The sequence below is a fragment of the Mucilaginibacter sp. P4_A11 genome, from assembly GCF_056402535.1.
This window is the reverse complement of record NZ_JBFUHE010000001.1, coordinates 402,828-419,957: the sequence shown is the minus strand read 5'-3', so window position 1 is coordinate 419,957 and position 17,130 is coordinate 402,828. Positions and strand designations below refer to the sequence as shown.

Genomic DNA, 17,130 nt, shown 5'->3' with positions numbered 1-17,130 from the left:
GGCGCAGAACACATCAAAGTGTCTCTCCTTAATTGTCATACTTACCTAACAATTTACTTTATCACTGCCGCGGCGAAACTTTTCATGAAAATATTCCGTTCCTTTATGTACAGAAAGGACAAAATATGCGCGGTTTTGGATTTTCCAAATTTAAGCCCAATCAAATCCCTAAAGGCGGATTTGACGAATTACTAAAATTATTCCTCGAGTTGCTCAACTATACATCGGGCGATGCTGGCGAAGCTTTAGCCTGGCTTAACGAACTCGATAAACAATACAACCTCACCAACGATGATTATGGCATGGGCGATTTCATCGACGAGCTTAAACAAAAAGGTTATCTTGATGAGGACAATCAGAACGGCGAGTTTAAGATCACAGCAAAAACGGAGCAAAGCATCAGGCAGTCGGCCCTGGAAGAGATCTTCGGCAAGCTAAAAAAATCGGGCAAAGGCAATCACCGTTCTCCGCAATCGGGTCAGGGCGATGAAAAAAATGCTGAACGCCGCGAGTTTGAGTTTGGTGACAGCCTTGACCAGATAGATATGACACAGTCTATCCACAACGCCCAGGTTAATCATGGTATCGGCGATTTTATGATGACCGAACGCGACCTTGAAGTAGAGGAAATGGATTACAAAACCCTTACTTCAACCGTGCTCATGATCGATATTTCGCACTCCATGATCCTTTACGGCGAAGACAGGATCACCCCGGCCAAAAAAGTAGCTATGGCCCTTGCCGAGCTCATCCGCACCAAATACCCTAAGGATACACTGGACATTGTTGTTTTTGGAAACGATGCATGGCCTATAACCCTGCAGGATTTACCCTACTTACAGGTTGGCCCTTACCACACCAATACCTATGCAGGCTTGGAACTGGCTACCGATCTGCTCCGCCGCCGTAAAACGCATAACAAGCAAATTTTCATGATCACCGATGGCAAGCCAACCTGCTTAAAGGAAGGTACCCGGTATTATAAAAACAGTATCGGACTGGACAGGAAAGTGGTTAACAAAACCCTTAACATGGCCGCCCAATGTAAAAGGTTAAAAATACCTATCACCACATTCATGATAGCTAAAGACCCTTATTTGCAGCAGTTTGTGCGTAAATTCACAGAAACAAATGGTGGCAAAGCATTTTACAGCTCCCTGAACGGTCTTGGTGAATACATTTTTGAGGATTACATCAGGAACAGGAGAAAGACTGTTCGTTGAGTTTTTAGTCGGGAAGTCCGACGTCCGGAAGCCCGGGAGACGAATAACAACTGTTTTTTAAATTAAAAATAAACTTCCGGATTTGCGGACCTACCGACTTTCGGACTAAACAAACACTTTCGGACTTGCGGACTTTCCGACTTCCGGACTATAAAATTAAGAATGAGTAAATTATTAGATATAAAAACCCTCGGCCAGTTGAAGCAGACAGGCTACAAAAGCCGTTCGGTTAAAGATGAATTACGTGCTAACCTGATTGAACAGCTTAAAAAACGCGAAGGTGGTTTTGAGGGCATTATAGGTTTTGAAGATACAGTTATTCCCGACCTGCAAACTGCTATCCTGTCGCGCCATAACATTTTACTGTTAGGTTTACGCGGCCAGGCTAAAACCCGTATTGCCCGTTTGCTGGTTAACCTGCTTGACGAGTATATTCCATATATTGAAGGATCGGAGTTATTCGATGACCCTTACAATCCTATTTCGTGGTTTGGCCATAGCATCATAACCGAAAAAGGAGATAATACCCCTATTGGCTGGATTCATCGTTCTGAGCGTTATACCGAGAAACTGGCTACTCCTGATGTTACTGTGGCTGATTTAATTGGCGATGTTGACCCTATTAAGGCGGCTACTTTAAAATTAACCTATTCGGACGAGCGTGTGATCCACTTCGGACTGATCCCCCGTGCACACCGTGGTATTTTCGTGATCAACGAACTGCCCGATCTGCAGGCCCGGATCCAGGTATCACTGTTCAATATCCTGCAGGAGAAAGATATCCAGATCCGTGGTTTTAAACTGCGCTTACCTTTGGATATCCAGTTTGTGTTTACTGCCAACCCTGAGGATTATACCAACCGTGGTTCGATAGTTACACCGCTAAAAGACCGTATCGAAAGCCAGATCCTGACACATTATCCACGTTCGGTTGAAATTTCACGCAAGATCACCCAGCAGGAAGCATCGCTTACTGATGATCAGCGGATAGCCATCGAAGCTGACGGCTTAGTAAAAAACCTGGTTGAGCAAATTGCTTTTGAAGCCCGTAACTCCGAATACATCGACAAAAAATCAGGTGTGTCTGCACGTTTAACTATCTCGGCTTATGAAAATTTGATCAGTAATGCCGAGCGCAGGATGATCATCAACCACGAAAAAACAACTTTCGTACGTATCACCGACTTTTTAGGTGTCATCCCTGCCATCACCGGTAAAATTGAACTGGTTTATGAGGGCGAGCTGGAAGGACCTGGCAAAGTGGCCAACATCCTGATAGGCAAAGCGATCAAAAGCTTGTTGCTCTCATTTTTCCCCGATCCAGAAAAGGCCAAAAAAGCCAAAACACCTAATCCATATGCTGCTATCATTAACTGGTTTGGTGATGGTAACAATGTTGCTTTGGTTGACGATATGCCATTGCAGGAGTATAAAAAAGCACTGGAAGAAGTTGCCGGATTGAAAGACTTGGTAAAAAAGATCCACCCGCGCTTAGGCGAAAGCCAGCAATTGTTGCTGATGGAATTTGTACTTCATGGGCTTTCGGAGTTTTCACAATTGAATAAAGGTTTCCTCGATAATGGCTTCGCGTTTTCGGATATGTTTAACAGTTTGTTTAACTTGCAGCCCGATGACGACGACCTTGATATTGACGAYGACAGATATTAAACATTTGCGCTAATATGATATTAAAAGCGCTGAGTATATTATTCTGGATCATAATTGAGCTGCTGGTTGACCGGTATGTTTTACAGGGCATCCGCGGCGCATTCCAAAAATGGCGACTGCTTCAATCAAAAGCATTCGCCATTTTTTATTGGGCAAGCTCTTTTCTTACGGTTGCCGCACTTTTAACCGGCGCTTACATCACCATAGCTGGAACTGGCGTACGTGCCGCCTGTTTACTGATAACATTTATCCTGCTCATATGTAAATTCACTTTTATCCTGTTCATTTTTGCCGATGATATCAGACGGAAGGTTTTACTGAAAAAGAGAACAGCGGCTTCTGCAACTACCTCTGCTACCCCAACTGCTACTGATATAAATGCCATCCCCCGTTCGGAGTTCCTGTTAAAAGCCGGTTTACTGGCCGCAGCTGTTCCATTGGCTGCTATTAAAAAGGCTATGCCTAAAGGCTCGTATGATTATCATGTGCTATACCAAACCATGTACCTGCCTAATTTACCAAAGGCCTTTGATGGTTTAAGAATTGGCCAGATCTCAGATATTCACTCAGGCAGCTTTTATAATAAAAAGGCAGTACTGGGCGGTGTTGAAATGTTGTTGAAAGAAAAAACTGATCTGATATTTTTTACCGGCGACCTGGTTAATGGCGAAGCATCAGAAATGACCGATTACCAGGATATTTTCAGCAAGGTAAAGGCGCCACTCGGTGTCTTCTCAACCCTCGGCAATCATGATTATGGTGACTATGGCGATTGGGATTCGCCGGTAAATAAAAAGAAAAACCATGACGACCTGATAGCAACTCATAAAAACATGGGTTGGGACCTGCTCCGCAACGAAAACCGCCGACTTAAAGTAGGTGGCGAGGAAATAGGGCTTTTGGGTGTTGAAAACTGGAGCGAATACAGCCGCTTTCCGAAATATGGCCGTATGGACCTTGCAGTAAAAAACACCGATGACCTCCCGGTAAAGCTCCTGCTTTCGCATGATCCATCGCACTGGAGGGCCGAGGTGCTGCCTAAGTACCCGCAAATCGACGCCATGTTTGCCGGTCATACTCACGGTATGCAGTTTGGTGTGCGCACTGAGCATTTCCAGTACAGCCCTATCAAGTACGTTTATAACGAGTGGGCCGGTCATTACCAGGAAAACAAACAACAATTATATGTAAATGTAGGCTTTGGCTTTGTTGGTTTAACCGGTAGAGTTGGAATATTGCCGGAGATTACGATATTTACACTAAAAGCAGGCCGCGATCCATCACAACCAGTTTCTTAACGACCAGGCATAGACTGCTACACAGTTATCGATGAAGAAATTATTACAACCTGTATTAGATTTCCTGCTCTTTAGTAATATTTTTATGTCGCTTTGTGCAGTAGCACAAGCCCTGTTAACCTTTCATTTAATCGGATCAAAACCATCGCTTCCTGTTTTAGGTTTATTATTTACTTCAACACTGGGCATTTATAATTTTTGTATCCTGATCACCCGGCCAACCAAGCCTCAAAGGTCACCATATAGAAGGGTGCGCTGGTTTTTTGCACACTATAGATTGATGGTAACCTTTACCATTGTTTCGCTGCTGTCGCTGATCCCGCTATTCTTTATCATTACCACCGAATCGAAGATCCTGCTTATATTTCTCAGTATTCTTTCTTTTGGCTATGGTCTGCCCCTATTCACCGTAGGTGAGCACAAATTTGGGTTAAGAAATATCCCCGGTTTAAAGCCTTTTTTGATAACCCTGGTATGGACAATGAGCTGTGTGCTGTTCCCCGTATTGGAGGCAATGCACAACCACCTTACCGATATCTCCATGCGGGATACTACTATACTTATAGCCAAACGCTTTTTATTTATAGGTGCACTAACAATCCCCTTTGATATCCGCGATCTTTTTGACGACCGCAAAATGGGCCTTAAAACCATCCCCGTAGTTTGGGGCGAAAAAAATGCCTACCTCTTTTGCCAGGTATTGCTTGCGGGTTACATTGTTTTGATGTTCCTGTTCAGGCAAAACGGCTTTAGTCTCGATTTTTTTGCGCTTACCCTTACCATGATCCTCACAGGCTGGCTTATCTTCAGATCGGCCTGGGAAAAAAATGAATACTATTATTTTTTTTACATGGATGGCGTACTGATATTACAGTATGTAACGGTAGTAGCATTCAGCTTTCTCAAATACTTTTTCCATTAAACCATGGCCGCCAATTATAACAACTCGGCATGGTTTTATGACAGGCTTTCGAAATTGGTATATGGAAGGGCGTTAATAAAAGCCCAGGTATATTTATTACGCTTTATTTCGCCGGCAAGTAAAATACTCATAGCAGGCGGCGGAACAGGATGGATACTGGAAGAGCTTGCTAAAATACATCCATCAGGCTTAGATATTACTTATGTGGAGATCTCAGCAAATATGACTGCACTCTCGCAAAAAAGGAAAACCGACCAAAATACGGTAACATTTATTAATGATGCAGTTGAAAATGTAAAGCTCCTCCCCGATTTTGATGTAGTAATCACGCCTTTTTTGTTCGATAATTTTGTGGATGTAACGGTTGATAGTGTCTTTAGTCATCTGCACAATCTCCTCAAACCCGGTGGGCTCTGGCTCAATGCCGATTTTCAACTTACCGGCCGCTGGTGGCAAAATGTACTGCTCAAAAGTATGTTTATTTTTTTCAGGTTACTCTGCGGGATAGAAGCCAGCAAGTTACCGGCTATTGAACAACGCTTCAATACTACGGGGTATAGCATTATTGATGATAAAACCTTTTTTGGGGATTTTATTACAACGAGGGCGTATAAAAAGGCTTGACCCTTTCTTCCAAACGTCATTGCGAGGCACGAAGCAATCCCTTACTATACAAAGAAATTTCATGTTTCCTCAGGGTCTCTCGCAGAGGACCCTGAGGTTCACAGCTCTCCAAACATCTAACAGGATATTCGGAACAACGAATTTGCATGGCGTATACATCAGGGTCCTCTACGAGAGACCCTGATGGGACGGTGAATGTCAAGGGTGTACAGGAAAGCTTGACCCTTTCTTTCAAGCGTCATTAGGTACGAAGCAATCCCCGAGAAGCAGAGCAGCTATGCAAGTTTCTCTGTACAGTTTGGGATTGCTTCGTACCTCGCAATGACGAGTATTTTAAGAGTACTACTGATTATAAACAAACTTATACCCAATCCCTCTTACAGTTTGTAAGTACTGCGGCGAATCGGCATTGGTTTCTATCTTTTTACGGAGGCGAACAATGTGCATATCCAGTGTGCGGGTGTTTACATCGGCGTTGTAACCCCAAACTTCCATCATCAGTTCTTCGCGATTTATTACCTTATTTTTATTTTTGAGGAAGTAAAGCAGGATCCTGTTTTCGAGGATAGTAAGCTCTATCTTACGGCCATCGCGGATAAGGAGGTGTGTGTTGGGCAGGTGCTCCATATTGGCAAAACGATATGATTCGGCCTTTTCACTGTTGAGCGAAAATTTGATCTTGTTTTCGATCAGGGCCACCAGCACATCCATATTATAGGGTTTAGTGATGTAATCAGATACCCCAAAGTTATAAGCCTCTATCTTGTCAACATCCTGGGCTTTGGCAGTCATCATGATAATGAGTTTGTCAAAACCTTTTTCACGAATGTTTGCACAAACCTCCGAGCCTGGCTTACCGGGCAGCATCCAGTCTAACAGTACAATATCAGGCTGATCGGTCAGGATCATGGCTTCGGCGTCGTTACCGTTACCAGCTTCCAGTACCTTATAACCTTCTGACTGCAAACGCTCTGCAACCAGGAAACGCAGGTTTTCATCATCTTCAACCAGCGCAATTTTAATTTCTTTGTTCATATCTTAATTTTCGTATGGAAGCGTAACTATAAATTCCGAACCCTCGTTAACCTTGCTGTAAACGGCTATTTCCCCGCTCATAAAATTAACCAGTTCTTTACAAAATGCCAAACCCAGGCCAACGCTCCCGTTTTGATTGTATTGGTTCTCTATCCTGTAAAACTTTTTAAAAACGTTATTCAGTTCACTTTTAGGTATCCCTATACCTTTATCAGCAAACGAAAATACAATATTGCGTTTTTCCTGCGAAATATTGATAAACAGCTCCTTTTGCTGAGGGTGCGAGTACTTGTATGCATTTTCAATAAGGTTTTGGAAAACACTCCCTAATAATACCGGATCGGTATAAAAAGTTTCAACCGCATTGATTTTAAATTTAAGATTAAAATCGGCATACTTTATTTTAAATGTCTCAATATATCTGCCAATAAAATCCTCTATGTCAATCTCTTCCTTTTTTAAAGTAATGGATTTATTTTCAATCTGGGTAAATGAAAGCAGCTTGTTCATAAGCTCGTTCAGCTTATCGGCTTCTTCGTCCAGTATTTTACCGTAATGACGGCGCTGTCTTTCGGTAAGTTCCCCGTCGCTGCGCAAATTTGACCCTGCTATCTTAATTACGCTTACTGGTGTTTTAAACTCATGGGTAAAGTTGTTAATAAAATCATACTGCAACTTAAAAAGCTTCATATTCACATTCAGGTTACGGTAAATAAGCCAGCCTATCAGCATTAAAAACAACGTCATCAACAATACGATAGCCCCGATGGGCATAAAGCGACGGTTAATTTCGGCGGTTAAGTACCCATGTGCCGAGCTAAAGAACAGCTTATAATCGGAAAAAGCGCCCGGGAATGATACCTCCGTGATCAGTTTATCGCCTTCACTGTCGATAGGATCGTAAACAACCGGAGTTATCGAAACATTCTCATAAAGTTCGGGATGTGCGTTTTTTACCTTCATCAGGTATGGGTCGAGGTAAAAGGTCATCATATTTTGTTTGTATGATGCTCCTCTTCTATTCCCTAACACCTGCAAATCGCGGTAAATACGTACGTCCTCTCGACGCAGGATGTTGGTATAACTTATCTTGTCGGGCTTTACATCCCAAAAAGCCTTAAAAAGTTCGTCCTGGCTTGATACACGCGATGTATCAGAAAAAGCTACATAGTTACTCAACTTAATAGCCATCTCCCTGAAATCATCCTCATTTATCGTTCTACGCTGTTCGGCCCCATAAACCTTATCGTTAACATGCCAATACTGATAAACTGCCTTAGCCGCTATGCTTAAATTATTTTTGCGTACGGTCATGCTGGTTGTGCCGCCAACAAGGGCATCATAAAATATAACCCGGCGCACAAAGCCATAGTCATGAAAAACCGAGGCCGCATATTTACCAGCAGACGCCGAATCAAGAAAGCCCTGGTATGAGGTTATCTCGGGAATTTTATTTTGAAAAAACTCATTGTATGGTTTAATGGTTTGTTCCAGTACCTCTATTTTTTTTGAGGCAAACTCGTTTTCAACATACTTGGCAGTAAGGTTATAAGATATAAACAGGGCTACCACAAAAGTTATGGATATGAACACCAGGAATATGGTGATCAGTGTGAAATTTTGCCGGTAAGCGTTTTTCTGTATTGCCATGTCGGCTTATGGTTTAACCCGCATATTCTTATCCAAAAACTTCTCTATTTCGGCATACATTTCCATACGGTTATGCTCGCTCCTGAAATATGCACGCTCATTGGGTTTTAAAAAATATTTCACATCAACGTTGCGTTTACGCAGCTCACGTACAAACTGGTTAAGCTCACTGATATTTGCCCGCTGATCTTTGGCACCCTGGAATATGATTAAAGGTACCTTTATTTTGTCGGTATGAAAAACCGGCGATATCGCCCGCAGCTGATCGGCATCTGTTTCGGGGTTGCCAACCATTTCGTAGGTCATTTTTAAATATGGCTTAACAAATGGCGGTGCATCTTTGATATAGGTAAAAAAATTAATGAGCCCATATTGTACCACAGCACAGCTGTATAGTTCAGGGTGGAACGATACCCCGTAAAGCGCCGAAAAGCCACCAAAACGACCGCCAAATATGGCTATCTTTTTAGGATTGGCTACTTTGGTATCAATAAGCCAGTGTACCCCATCGGTAATATCATCCTGAATTTTGCCGCCTACCTGCTTATATCCAGCACTGCGAAAAGCCTTACCATACCCCGTTGAGCCCCGATAGTTAACCTGGAAAACCGCATAACCCCTGTTAGCTAAAAACTGCACCTGGTCATCATACCCCCAGGTATCGCGCCCCCATGGGCCATCATGCGGCATAACTACTATTGGGTAATTATCTTTTTTATCGCCCAAAGGCAGGGTTAAATAACCGTTAATCAGCAAACCATCACGTGCAAGATATGATATGGGCTTCATAGCACACAGTTCGGCCGGTACCAGGCTTGAATTTATGTCGCTTAACTTAGTCAACTTACCGCTGCTTTTTTCAAAAAGATAATACGAGCCCGGGTTACGGTCGGTATAGGTATTCAGTATAAACTTGTTCTCCGAGCTATCGCGGTCAACCACCCTGATCTCATTATCCTTTAGCTGTTGCTGAATGGTATGGTACATTTGCTCAACATCAGGTGCAAGAAAATGCTTGCGTGGTGTAGCCTCATCCCATCCGGTAAATTCTATACGGCGCTTATTTTTTGAGTACTCAAAACTGGTGATGTCTGCTTTGCTGCAGCTAAAAATTGTCCGCTCTTCTTTACCATCTTCGGCATTGATCTCAACAAGGGCCATCTTGTCGCGGTTTACATTTGAAAGCGCGTAGAAATAATTTTTAACGCCGGTAAAAGCTATAGGCTTTACGGCATTTTTAAAATTATTTTCGATAATGGGCTTAAAAGGCTTATCCTCATCCGCTCGAAATAAAATGGTTTCATTAACCCCGTCAGACGCTCTTTCTAACCTGATCTTCCCATCAGCATCTGCAAACCATTCAGTAATATTGCCCGGGTTAAGCAGGTAAGTCTTCATTTCGCCTGTTTTTACGTTAAGGCGATATACGTCAAAATTACCGGGATCGCGCTCGTTGGTTTTAATAGTGATGATATCGGGCTGTTGACGGTTCCGGTTAACCAAACCCACCCTTACATTACCGAGCGATAATATAATCCGGCTTTTATCGGTAGCTACATCAAAGGCATACATCTTAACCGAATCGGTAGCTATCAGGTCCTGCGAAAAAACAAGCTGGTTATTGAAGGTCCAGAAATAATCACCACGGATAGAATAATCCTCAAATTGGGTAACCATTCGCTCCTTACCATCGGCTAATGATTGTATAAAAATGTTCTGTTTATCCTTAAATGGCTTAAGATACGACACATACTTACCATCGGGCGAAATGCGGTAAAAACTTCTTTCGGGTGTTTTGAAAAAGTCAATAATAGGTATTTGCCTTACTTTACTCCTATTGCAGGAAAAGAAAGCGACAATGCAACTTACAACAAGAAAAAATCTGACCCGGCTAAGCATAGCTACAAATACCCTATTTTATTATATTGAGTCAAATTAGATAAATAAGTTCGATGTTATCAAGATGTCACTATAATTTTACCCTTATATGCCGTTATATAAATAATACAGCAAACCCGTTTAAGCAATCCTATTAATTGATTATTTTTGAACAGATGAGGGCTTTATATATTGTTATTATTCTTGCTTTTTGCTTTAGCACCCGGCTGCTTGCGCAGGACAATGAACTGCTGCTGGCCAAACAATACAGTGTTAATGGCGAACCGCAAAAAGCGCTCGAAATTTACCAAAAACTCTACAAGCAAAACAACGAAAATTATTACAGCGTGTATGTAAATACGCTGCTCAATCTTAAGAAATTTGACGAGGCCGAGAGCATTACCAAAAAGCTGATCCGCCGCCATGCTGATGACCACCAGTATGCTATCATGCTGGGCAATATCTACACACAGCAGGGAAACATAGGCAAGGCCGATGCTATTTATGATGACCTGATCAAAAGTCTCCCCGCCGATCAGGGTGAGATAGCAGCTTTAGCGTCACAATTTTACCAAAGCGCCAATATTGATTATGCTATCAAAATTTTTCAGCAGGGTCGTAAGCTTTTAAAAAACGACAATGTGTTTACCTACGAGCTTATCAACCTCTATCGTTTTAAGCGCGATAAAATATCGCTCACCGAAGAATATCTGAACTTTTTGCCTCAAAATCCAAACTTCATAAACCAGGCCGAAAACGCCTTTTCAAATGTGTATGAGGGCAGTACTGATTATGACATGCTTAAAACGACGTTGCTGAGGCGTATTCAAAAAGATCCGCAGCAAACCATTTACGTTGATCTGCTTACCTGRCAATACCTGCAACAAAAGGAATTTGACCTGGCCCTTAACCAGGCGCTGGCCCTGAGCCGCCGGCAAAATGACGATGGTAACAGCATTTATGACCTGTGCCGCACCTTCATCACCAATGAAGCTTATGACGAAGCCATCCGCGGGTATGAGTATATCATCAGCAAAGGAAAAACAACACCACTGTACATCCCGTCGAAAATTGAGCTTATCAATACCAAGAACCTTAAAGTAACATCGGGCAAGTACCTGCCCGAAGATCTGCTTGGGCTTGAAAAGGATTATAATGACCTGCTTACCGAGTTTGGCCGCAACAGCAGTACTGCATTTGCCATGCAAAAGCTGGCTAACCTGCAAGCCTTTAAACTGCACAAACTAAAGGATGCCCAAAAACTGCTGGAAGAAGCTACTAAACTCAGCGATATCAGGCCTGCCCTACTTGCCGATTGCAAGCTCGACTTAGGAGATATTTACCTGCTCAATAACCAGCCATGGGAAGCCACCCTGCTTTACAGCCAGGTTGAAAAGGATTTTCCGGGTACTGCTATCGGTCAGGATGCTGTATTCCGAAATGCGAAAATGGCCTATTACACCGGCGACTTTACCTGGGCAAAAGGACAGTTGGATGTGCTAAAAGTTGCAACGTCGCAGTTAATAGCAAACGATGCACTTAACCTGCTATTGCTGATCCAGGATAATCTTGCTGCCGATAGCAGCGGTGCAGCACTTAAAATGTATGCCCGCGCCGATCTTCAGATCTTTGCTCAAAACCCCGAGAATGCGGTAACAATACTGGATAGCATTGGTAAAAAGTTCCCTAATAATAGTTTAGAGGATGATATCATGATGTCGAAATCGCGCATCCTGATCCAGCAGAAGGATTATGCCGGTGCAGTGCCATTATTGAAGAAAATACTTGAACAGCACCCTGCCGACCTGTGGGCCGATGACGCCGTATTTATGTTAGGCGATATCTACGAAAACAGGCTGAACGATAAAACCACAGCTCAAACCTACTATCAGAAAATTATAACCGATTACCCCGGCAGCCTCTGGATCAACGAAGCCCGCAAACGCTTCAGATTATTGAGGGGCGATAAACCGGATGCATCTTAAGTTGGTAAATAGTTGATTAAGTTTAGTAGAGAGTGGTTTTCTAATTACTCTGAGTGGGCCAACCATTCACCTAATCAACTACTCTCCCAATCAACTTAAATAACTAATTTTGCAGCATGATTGTATACAACGACACCATAATACTTGAAGAATCCATTCACGAAGAATGGCTTAACTATATTAAAACCATTCATATCCCGGCGATAATGGCTACCGGGCTTTTCAACTCATACCGGATCTTAACTGTTATTGATTCACCTAACGAGGGGGTTACCTATTGCATCCAATACAATGCGGAAAGCATCGACCATTTTCAGCAGTTTTATATGAACCACCTGCACAAATTTCGGGCTACCCACCAGGAAAAATTCAACGAAAAGTTTGTGATGTTCAATACCCTGATGGAAGAGGTGGAATAAGGTTCCACATTAATTACAGGCTGTGTAGAATAATTTTATTATTAAAAAACCCCGCCTGACCACAATAATCTGATGCTAAAAACCGGGTGTAGATTCAGGTATCACCTTAAAGGGGTGGTATTCTATCCAAAAACGAAATACGTAGATTTAGCGTACCTAACAACACTTTAGCGCACGCGAGGGTAAGCATAAGTCGGTTAAAATCCGACCTATGCTTGCCTCGCCTATTTCTGCGAGAGTATATCTTAATCTGTATCGATTAATTATAAATCAAGTCGATACAGACATATAGTTTCAGAATGAGTCTGTAACTTATCAATTAGTCAACCTGTAAATCAGGTATCATAGCACCACGCATTAACTATGCGCTACCGCAAATATGCAGCTACTGTACTTATTGTACAAACGAAACAAAACTTTTGGTTCCCTGACTAAAACTTGGCGTGTAATACTTATAACCGCCTAAAACATACGCTACGTTATTTATACTGGTGGCCGAGGCGTTGTATGCGATAGCGTCTAAAATGCGCTCCTTCTTTGTCCAGCTATTAGTCGTTGGGTCAAACTCATATACAAAAAAGGATATACCATCTACTGTATTATAAAGTCCACCGCCAATATAACCTTTACCGTTTAACGCAAAATTAAAACCAGCCATGTTACCTGCTTCTTGTGGTATATCGGCCATTTGTTTCCAGCGCTCGCTATTGAAATCAAACTGCCATAGGTCTTTTAACATAGGTTGAAAACCAGTTCCGCCTCCGCCCACTACATAACCCTTGTCTCCAATGCTGAATGACATAGGACTTTCCCTAAGCGGCCCCGGAAAATCAGCCATCTTCTGCCATCTGTCTGCTGCGGGATCATACCTCCAAACATCCGGCACAAGAACCGAATTAATCCTGCCGCCTACCAGGTAAGCATATTTATTATTGCTTATAACAGCCTCATTCCCGTTATATATTTGCATTTGGGCGGTCATTGTCCATGTGTTACTCTGGCGATTGTATGCATAAAAACCAGATGTAAAACCAGAGTAGACACCGTCGCTAATAATACCCATTCCTATAAATATTTTATTGGCCAGCACAAATGACTTCATAAACCAGGCGGGCGCCGGATAATTAGCGAGCTGTGTCCATTTATTTGTCGCAGGATCATATTCCCACCAGTCCTTGAGCGCACCTGCTTCTCCAAAACCCAAGCCATAATATAATTTATTATTCATGCTTTGAGCCACCGCATACATGCGTCCCACACCGGGAAACGAGTTAAGCGGTTTAAAATAACGATAAACATTGTAGTTGTCATTAGATGTAGTGCCCAAATTAGTACCTGTTGTAATGTTAAGCGGACCTGTATCAGACATTGTTAACGAACTTGCTTTGACAATCAATCGGGTTGTACTGCCTGATATTACATCCAATAGTGTATTGCCAATTTTAACCTTATTCAACCCCACTTCAGGATTAAAATATTTACCGGTTATAGATAAGGTATCATTATAGTAGAGATTTTTTAACCCCGACAGGATCTGCGGCTGAGCCAGCGATAACGATACAGAATTACTTACTTGCCCGTAGATAGACACTGTTAATGAATTTAAGTTATTAGTAAGCGTTGCCGGAACTTTAAAATAAACATCTGTCCCTTCTATTTTATCTGGATGAAGACTGACATTGCCATTAATAATTATATTAATATCACCCACAGCAGTGATTTTAAGGGAGGGTATGGTAAGCTTAGCCAAATCACCCCAAGTGTAGTTAGTAAACAAGTAAGAAACTATAGGAGCTTTCGTACCTAAACTCGTGAACGAGGTGACATTGCTATAATGATAAGCCCCGGCGTTGTCCTGGTAATAAGCTTTGGCATAATAAACCGAATCTTTATTAAAACCACTTGTAGCTGTATAAGTAAAATCAGTCGTCGGTTTAGTTCCATATTTAAACGATACACCATCACTTAGTGATACGCTGTTGTTTTTGCCCCATACAAAACCAACCTCTTTAACCTTCTCTATCTGCAAATTCTGCAATTGGCCGTTAAATTCAACACCTGTACTTTGACTGCTAATATTGATGGAGATCTGAGGCAAATCGACCGATGCCTTTTTGTCCTTTTTACAGGCTGTTAACACGATGCCCAGCATCAAGAAAAGTAAAATTGGTTTCATAAATTGTGATAAAGTTGAGGCGAAATTAACGAATTAATTTAAGGAGGAAAATTAAACTTCAGGTCGGAATAACGGATGGAATATGCATGTTTTATATGTTCGTTATTTAAAAGATTAATTGGGATTCTATATATAATGCTTCACATTATATATAGAATGATGTGATTTATTTCACAATAAAGATTGCTATTTATTTTGTTTCTACCGTCCGCCCCCTGATGTGACCCGGCAATATCTTAACTTAATAACATTGCTTATAAAGGCTACTTGCTTCATTTGGGTTAAGGAGCAAGTACCTCAATGCTACTGCCATTAACTATTGCAAGCTGCTTGGTTTGGAAATTAAATACAATTTGCACCAACTCTTCCTTATTAACAATACTTGAACGCTGCCCGCCATCATTAACCGATTCTATTTTTTCTAAAACTTCGCCGGTATTGATATTAATGATCTTGCAAAATTTAAACGTATTTCAGAAAATTAAAAGAATTAATGGTTTTATGTTCCATTTAACTTACTTCGCAAACATCACCTTCATAGCCGTAACCTGTTTTATACAGCGGGCCGGCTTCTTTTCATCCTGAACAATAATGCGAAACGGGCCATCAGCCGGGGCTAAGGGTTGGCCATCAATTTTATCAGCGAGAATAATGGCGCGATCAGTAAAACTTTTATCCAGTTCGGCAAGGGCGAAAAGCACCTGGTAACCGTCGCTGGCTTCCACTAAAAGAAATTTAGCAAGGTTTTCGCCGCGTAGTTCGGGACCTAAAGTAACACCTGCTTTTGCCAGGATCTCAGATACTATCACGCCCGAATAGGTATGATCTTTCCCATCCCTGTCTTTACGGGTAACTGTGGTTTGCTTGTATTGCTGCAGGTCCGCACCGCTAATGCTGAGCGGGGTTGTTACCTCTCCGGTTACTTTTACTACTGCTTCTTTTGTTTGGGCTCGGGCTGCCAAGCCTGTTATTAATAATAAAAGAACAACGGCGTATTTTTTCATGTGTATGATATTTAATTTTTTGTTGATTGATGCGGATCTGCAAAGCGCTTATCGGTTATAAAGGTAGAATCGGTGAGCATATTCAGAAAGGCTATCAATTGTTTTTTTTCTTTGGGCAATAACTTTAATGACTTACCCCCCACCTCGTTTGATTCACCCTGCAAAAAAGCACTTAGCGATACTGATTGTTTAATGTGTTCGCTGTAATGGTCAACAACCTCGTCGAGAGTTTTGAAACGACCATCGTGCATGTAGGGTGCAGTTAAAGCTATGTTACGCAGGGTTGGCACCTTAAAGCGGCCCCTGTCGGTAACCAAACCTGTAAACGCGGCCATGCCTTCGTCTTTTGAGATGCTATCGAGGCCGTTATTATGGAAAAGTTCCAGGTAAGTTTTTGGTCCGCCATGGCAATGGGTGCAATTAGCGCCGCGGATCCCTTTCTCCGGGTTAGGGCCGCGGTTAAAAAGTTCCATTCCTTTTAATTCATCATCAGTAGGTTGATAAACATTACGCAAATATTGATCATAGCGTGAGTTAGCCGAGATCAGTGTACGTTCAAATTGTGCTATTGCCTTTACTATCCGTTCACCGGTTATTATGCTATCGCCATAAACAATTTTAAACAGGCCGGGATACAACTTAGTATTGCTTAGTTTTTGCACCGACACCGATATCGCCTGCCCCATTTCATGCGGATTGGTCAGCGGGAAAGCAGCCTGCTCTTCAAGCCCTGCGGCACGGCCATCCCAAAAGAATCTGCGTGCCCACAGCAGGTTAGCCAGCGACATGGAATTACGCGTTGCCAAGCCATTGTTAACGCCTACACTTAATGCCTTACCATCAGTAAAGGCTTTTGATTGCTGATGACAGCTACCACATGATATGGTATTGGTTGAGGATAGTTTAGGCTCATAAAAAAGTAACCGCCCTAAATAAACACCCTGCTGTGTGGTAGGGTTATTGGTAGGCACATAGATCCGGTTACCAAAATTAGCAGGGTAATGAAATACGTAATCGCCCATGGGTACTACTGGGTCGGTGCCGGTGTAGGCTGTTAAACCGGCAACAACGAGCAAAAGGCATACTATTAGGCAAGCTTTGCTCCTTTGGGGAACAAGCGATATTTTATATTGTGCCTGGAATAATTTGCTCATGTGATAAATTAATATCAAATCGTCATTGCGAGGAACGAAGCAATCGCGAACTATACAGAGCGGCTCTGCTAATCGGGGATTGCTTCGTTCCTCG

Annotated in this window: 13 protein-coding genes; 7 read left to right on the top strand and 6 right to left on the bottom strand. The window is 42.3% G+C overall.

Features of this window, described 5'->3' with window-relative positions:
• Positions 1-125: 125 nt before the first annotated feature.
• The 5 genes from AC1DUD_RS01895 (at position 126) to AC1DUD_RS01875 (ending at position 5,735) form a co-directional block, all read left to right on the top strand.
• On the top strand, positions 126-1,223 hold the full coding sequence (locus tag AC1DUD_RS01895; protein ID WP_110585920.1) for a vWA domain-containing protein: 1,098 nt from the start codon (positions 126-128) through the stop codon (positions 1,221-1,223).
• A gap of 162 nt (positions 1,224-1,385) precedes the next feature.
• On the top strand, positions 1,386-2,891 hold the full coding sequence (locus AC1DUD_RS01890; protein WP_477370831.1) for a sigma 54-interacting transcriptional regulator: 1,506 nt from the start codon (positions 1,386-1,388) through the stop codon (positions 2,889-2,891).
• Positions 2,892-2,905: 14 nt separating this feature from the next.
• Positions 2,906-4,189: a metallophosphoesterase gene (locus AC1DUD_RS01885; protein ID WP_477370828.1), complete on the top strand. Its 1,284-nt coding sequence runs from the start codon at positions 2,906-2,908 to the stop codon at positions 4,187-4,189.
• 31 nt (positions 4,190-4,220) lie between these two features.
• On the top strand, positions 4,221-5,111 hold the full coding sequence (locus AC1DUD_RS01880) for a UbiA prenyltransferase family protein (protein WP_477370825.1): 891 nt from the start codon (positions 4,221-4,223) through the stop codon (positions 5,109-5,111).
• 3 nt (positions 5,112-5,114) lie between these two features.
• Positions 5,115-5,735: a class I SAM-dependent methyltransferase gene (locus AC1DUD_RS01875; protein WP_477370821.1), complete on the top strand. Its 621-nt coding sequence runs from the start codon at positions 5,115-5,117 to the stop codon at positions 5,733-5,735.
• Between the two features lie 342 nt (positions 5,736-6,077).
• On the opposite strand, the gene AC1DUD_RS01870 is transcribed toward AC1DUD_RS01875, so the two are convergent.
• The 3 genes from AC1DUD_RS01870 to AC1DUD_RS01860 are packed head-to-tail and all read right to left on the bottom strand — an operon-like array spanning position 6,078 to position 10,319.
• On the bottom strand, positions 6,078-6,770 hold the full coding sequence (locus AC1DUD_RS01870) for a response regulator transcription factor (RefSeq protein WP_477370818.1): 693 nt from the start codon (positions 6,768-6,770) through the stop codon (positions 6,078-6,080).
• A gap of 3 nt (positions 6,771-6,773) precedes the next feature.
• Positions 6,774-8,420 (bottom strand): sensor histidine kinase, encoded by a 1,647-nt coding sequence (locus AC1DUD_RS01865; protein WP_477370815.1) that lies wholly within the window; start codon positions 8,418-8,420, stop codon positions 6,774-6,776.
• Positions 8,421-8,426: 6 nt separating this feature from the next.
• A complete protein-coding gene (locus tag AC1DUD_RS01860) occupies positions 8,427-10,319 on the bottom strand; it encodes a S9 family peptidase (protein WP_477370812.1) in 1,893 nt (630 codons plus the stop codon).
• A gap of 155 nt (positions 10,320-10,474) precedes the next feature.
• On the opposite strand from AC1DUD_RS01860, the gene AC1DUD_RS01855 reads away from it, so the two are divergent.
• Complete coding sequence (locus tag AC1DUD_RS01855) at positions 10,475-12,283, top strand: tetratricopeptide repeat protein (protein ID WP_477370809.1); 1,809 nt, start codon at positions 10,475-10,477, stop codon at positions 12,281-12,283.
• 116 nt (positions 12,284-12,399) lie between these two features.
• The gene (locus AC1DUD_RS01850) at positions 12,400-12,702 is read left to right on the top strand and encodes a DUF4286 family protein (protein ID WP_477370806.1); all 303 of its coding nucleotides are present in this window, start codon (positions 12,400-12,402) and stop codon (positions 12,700-12,702) included.
• Positions 12,703-13,096: 394 nt separating this feature from the next.
• Here the strand turns inward: AC1DUD_RS01850 and AC1DUD_RS01845 are convergent, their stop codons facing one another.
• The 3 genes from AC1DUD_RS01845 to AC1DUD_RS01835 all read right to left on the bottom strand — a co-directional run bounded on the left by AC1DUD_RS01845 (position 13,097) and on the right by AC1DUD_RS01835 (position 17,036).
• Entirely contained in the window at positions 13,097-14,878 is a 1,782-nt protein-coding gene (locus AC1DUD_RS01845) for a Kelch repeat-containing protein (protein ID WP_477370803.1), read from the bottom strand.
• Between the two features lie 515 nt (positions 14,879-15,393).
• Complete coding sequence (locus AC1DUD_RS01840) at positions 15,394-15,882, bottom strand: molybdopterin-dependent oxidoreductase (RefSeq protein ID WP_477370800.1); 489 nt, start codon at positions 15,880-15,882, stop codon at positions 15,394-15,396.
• A gap of 11 nt (positions 15,883-15,893) precedes the next feature.
• Entirely contained in the window at positions 15,894-17,036 is a 1,143-nt protein-coding gene (locus AC1DUD_RS01835) for a cytochrome-c peroxidase (RefSeq protein WP_477370797.1), read from the bottom strand.
• Positions 17,037-17,130: the final 94 nt, after the last annotated feature.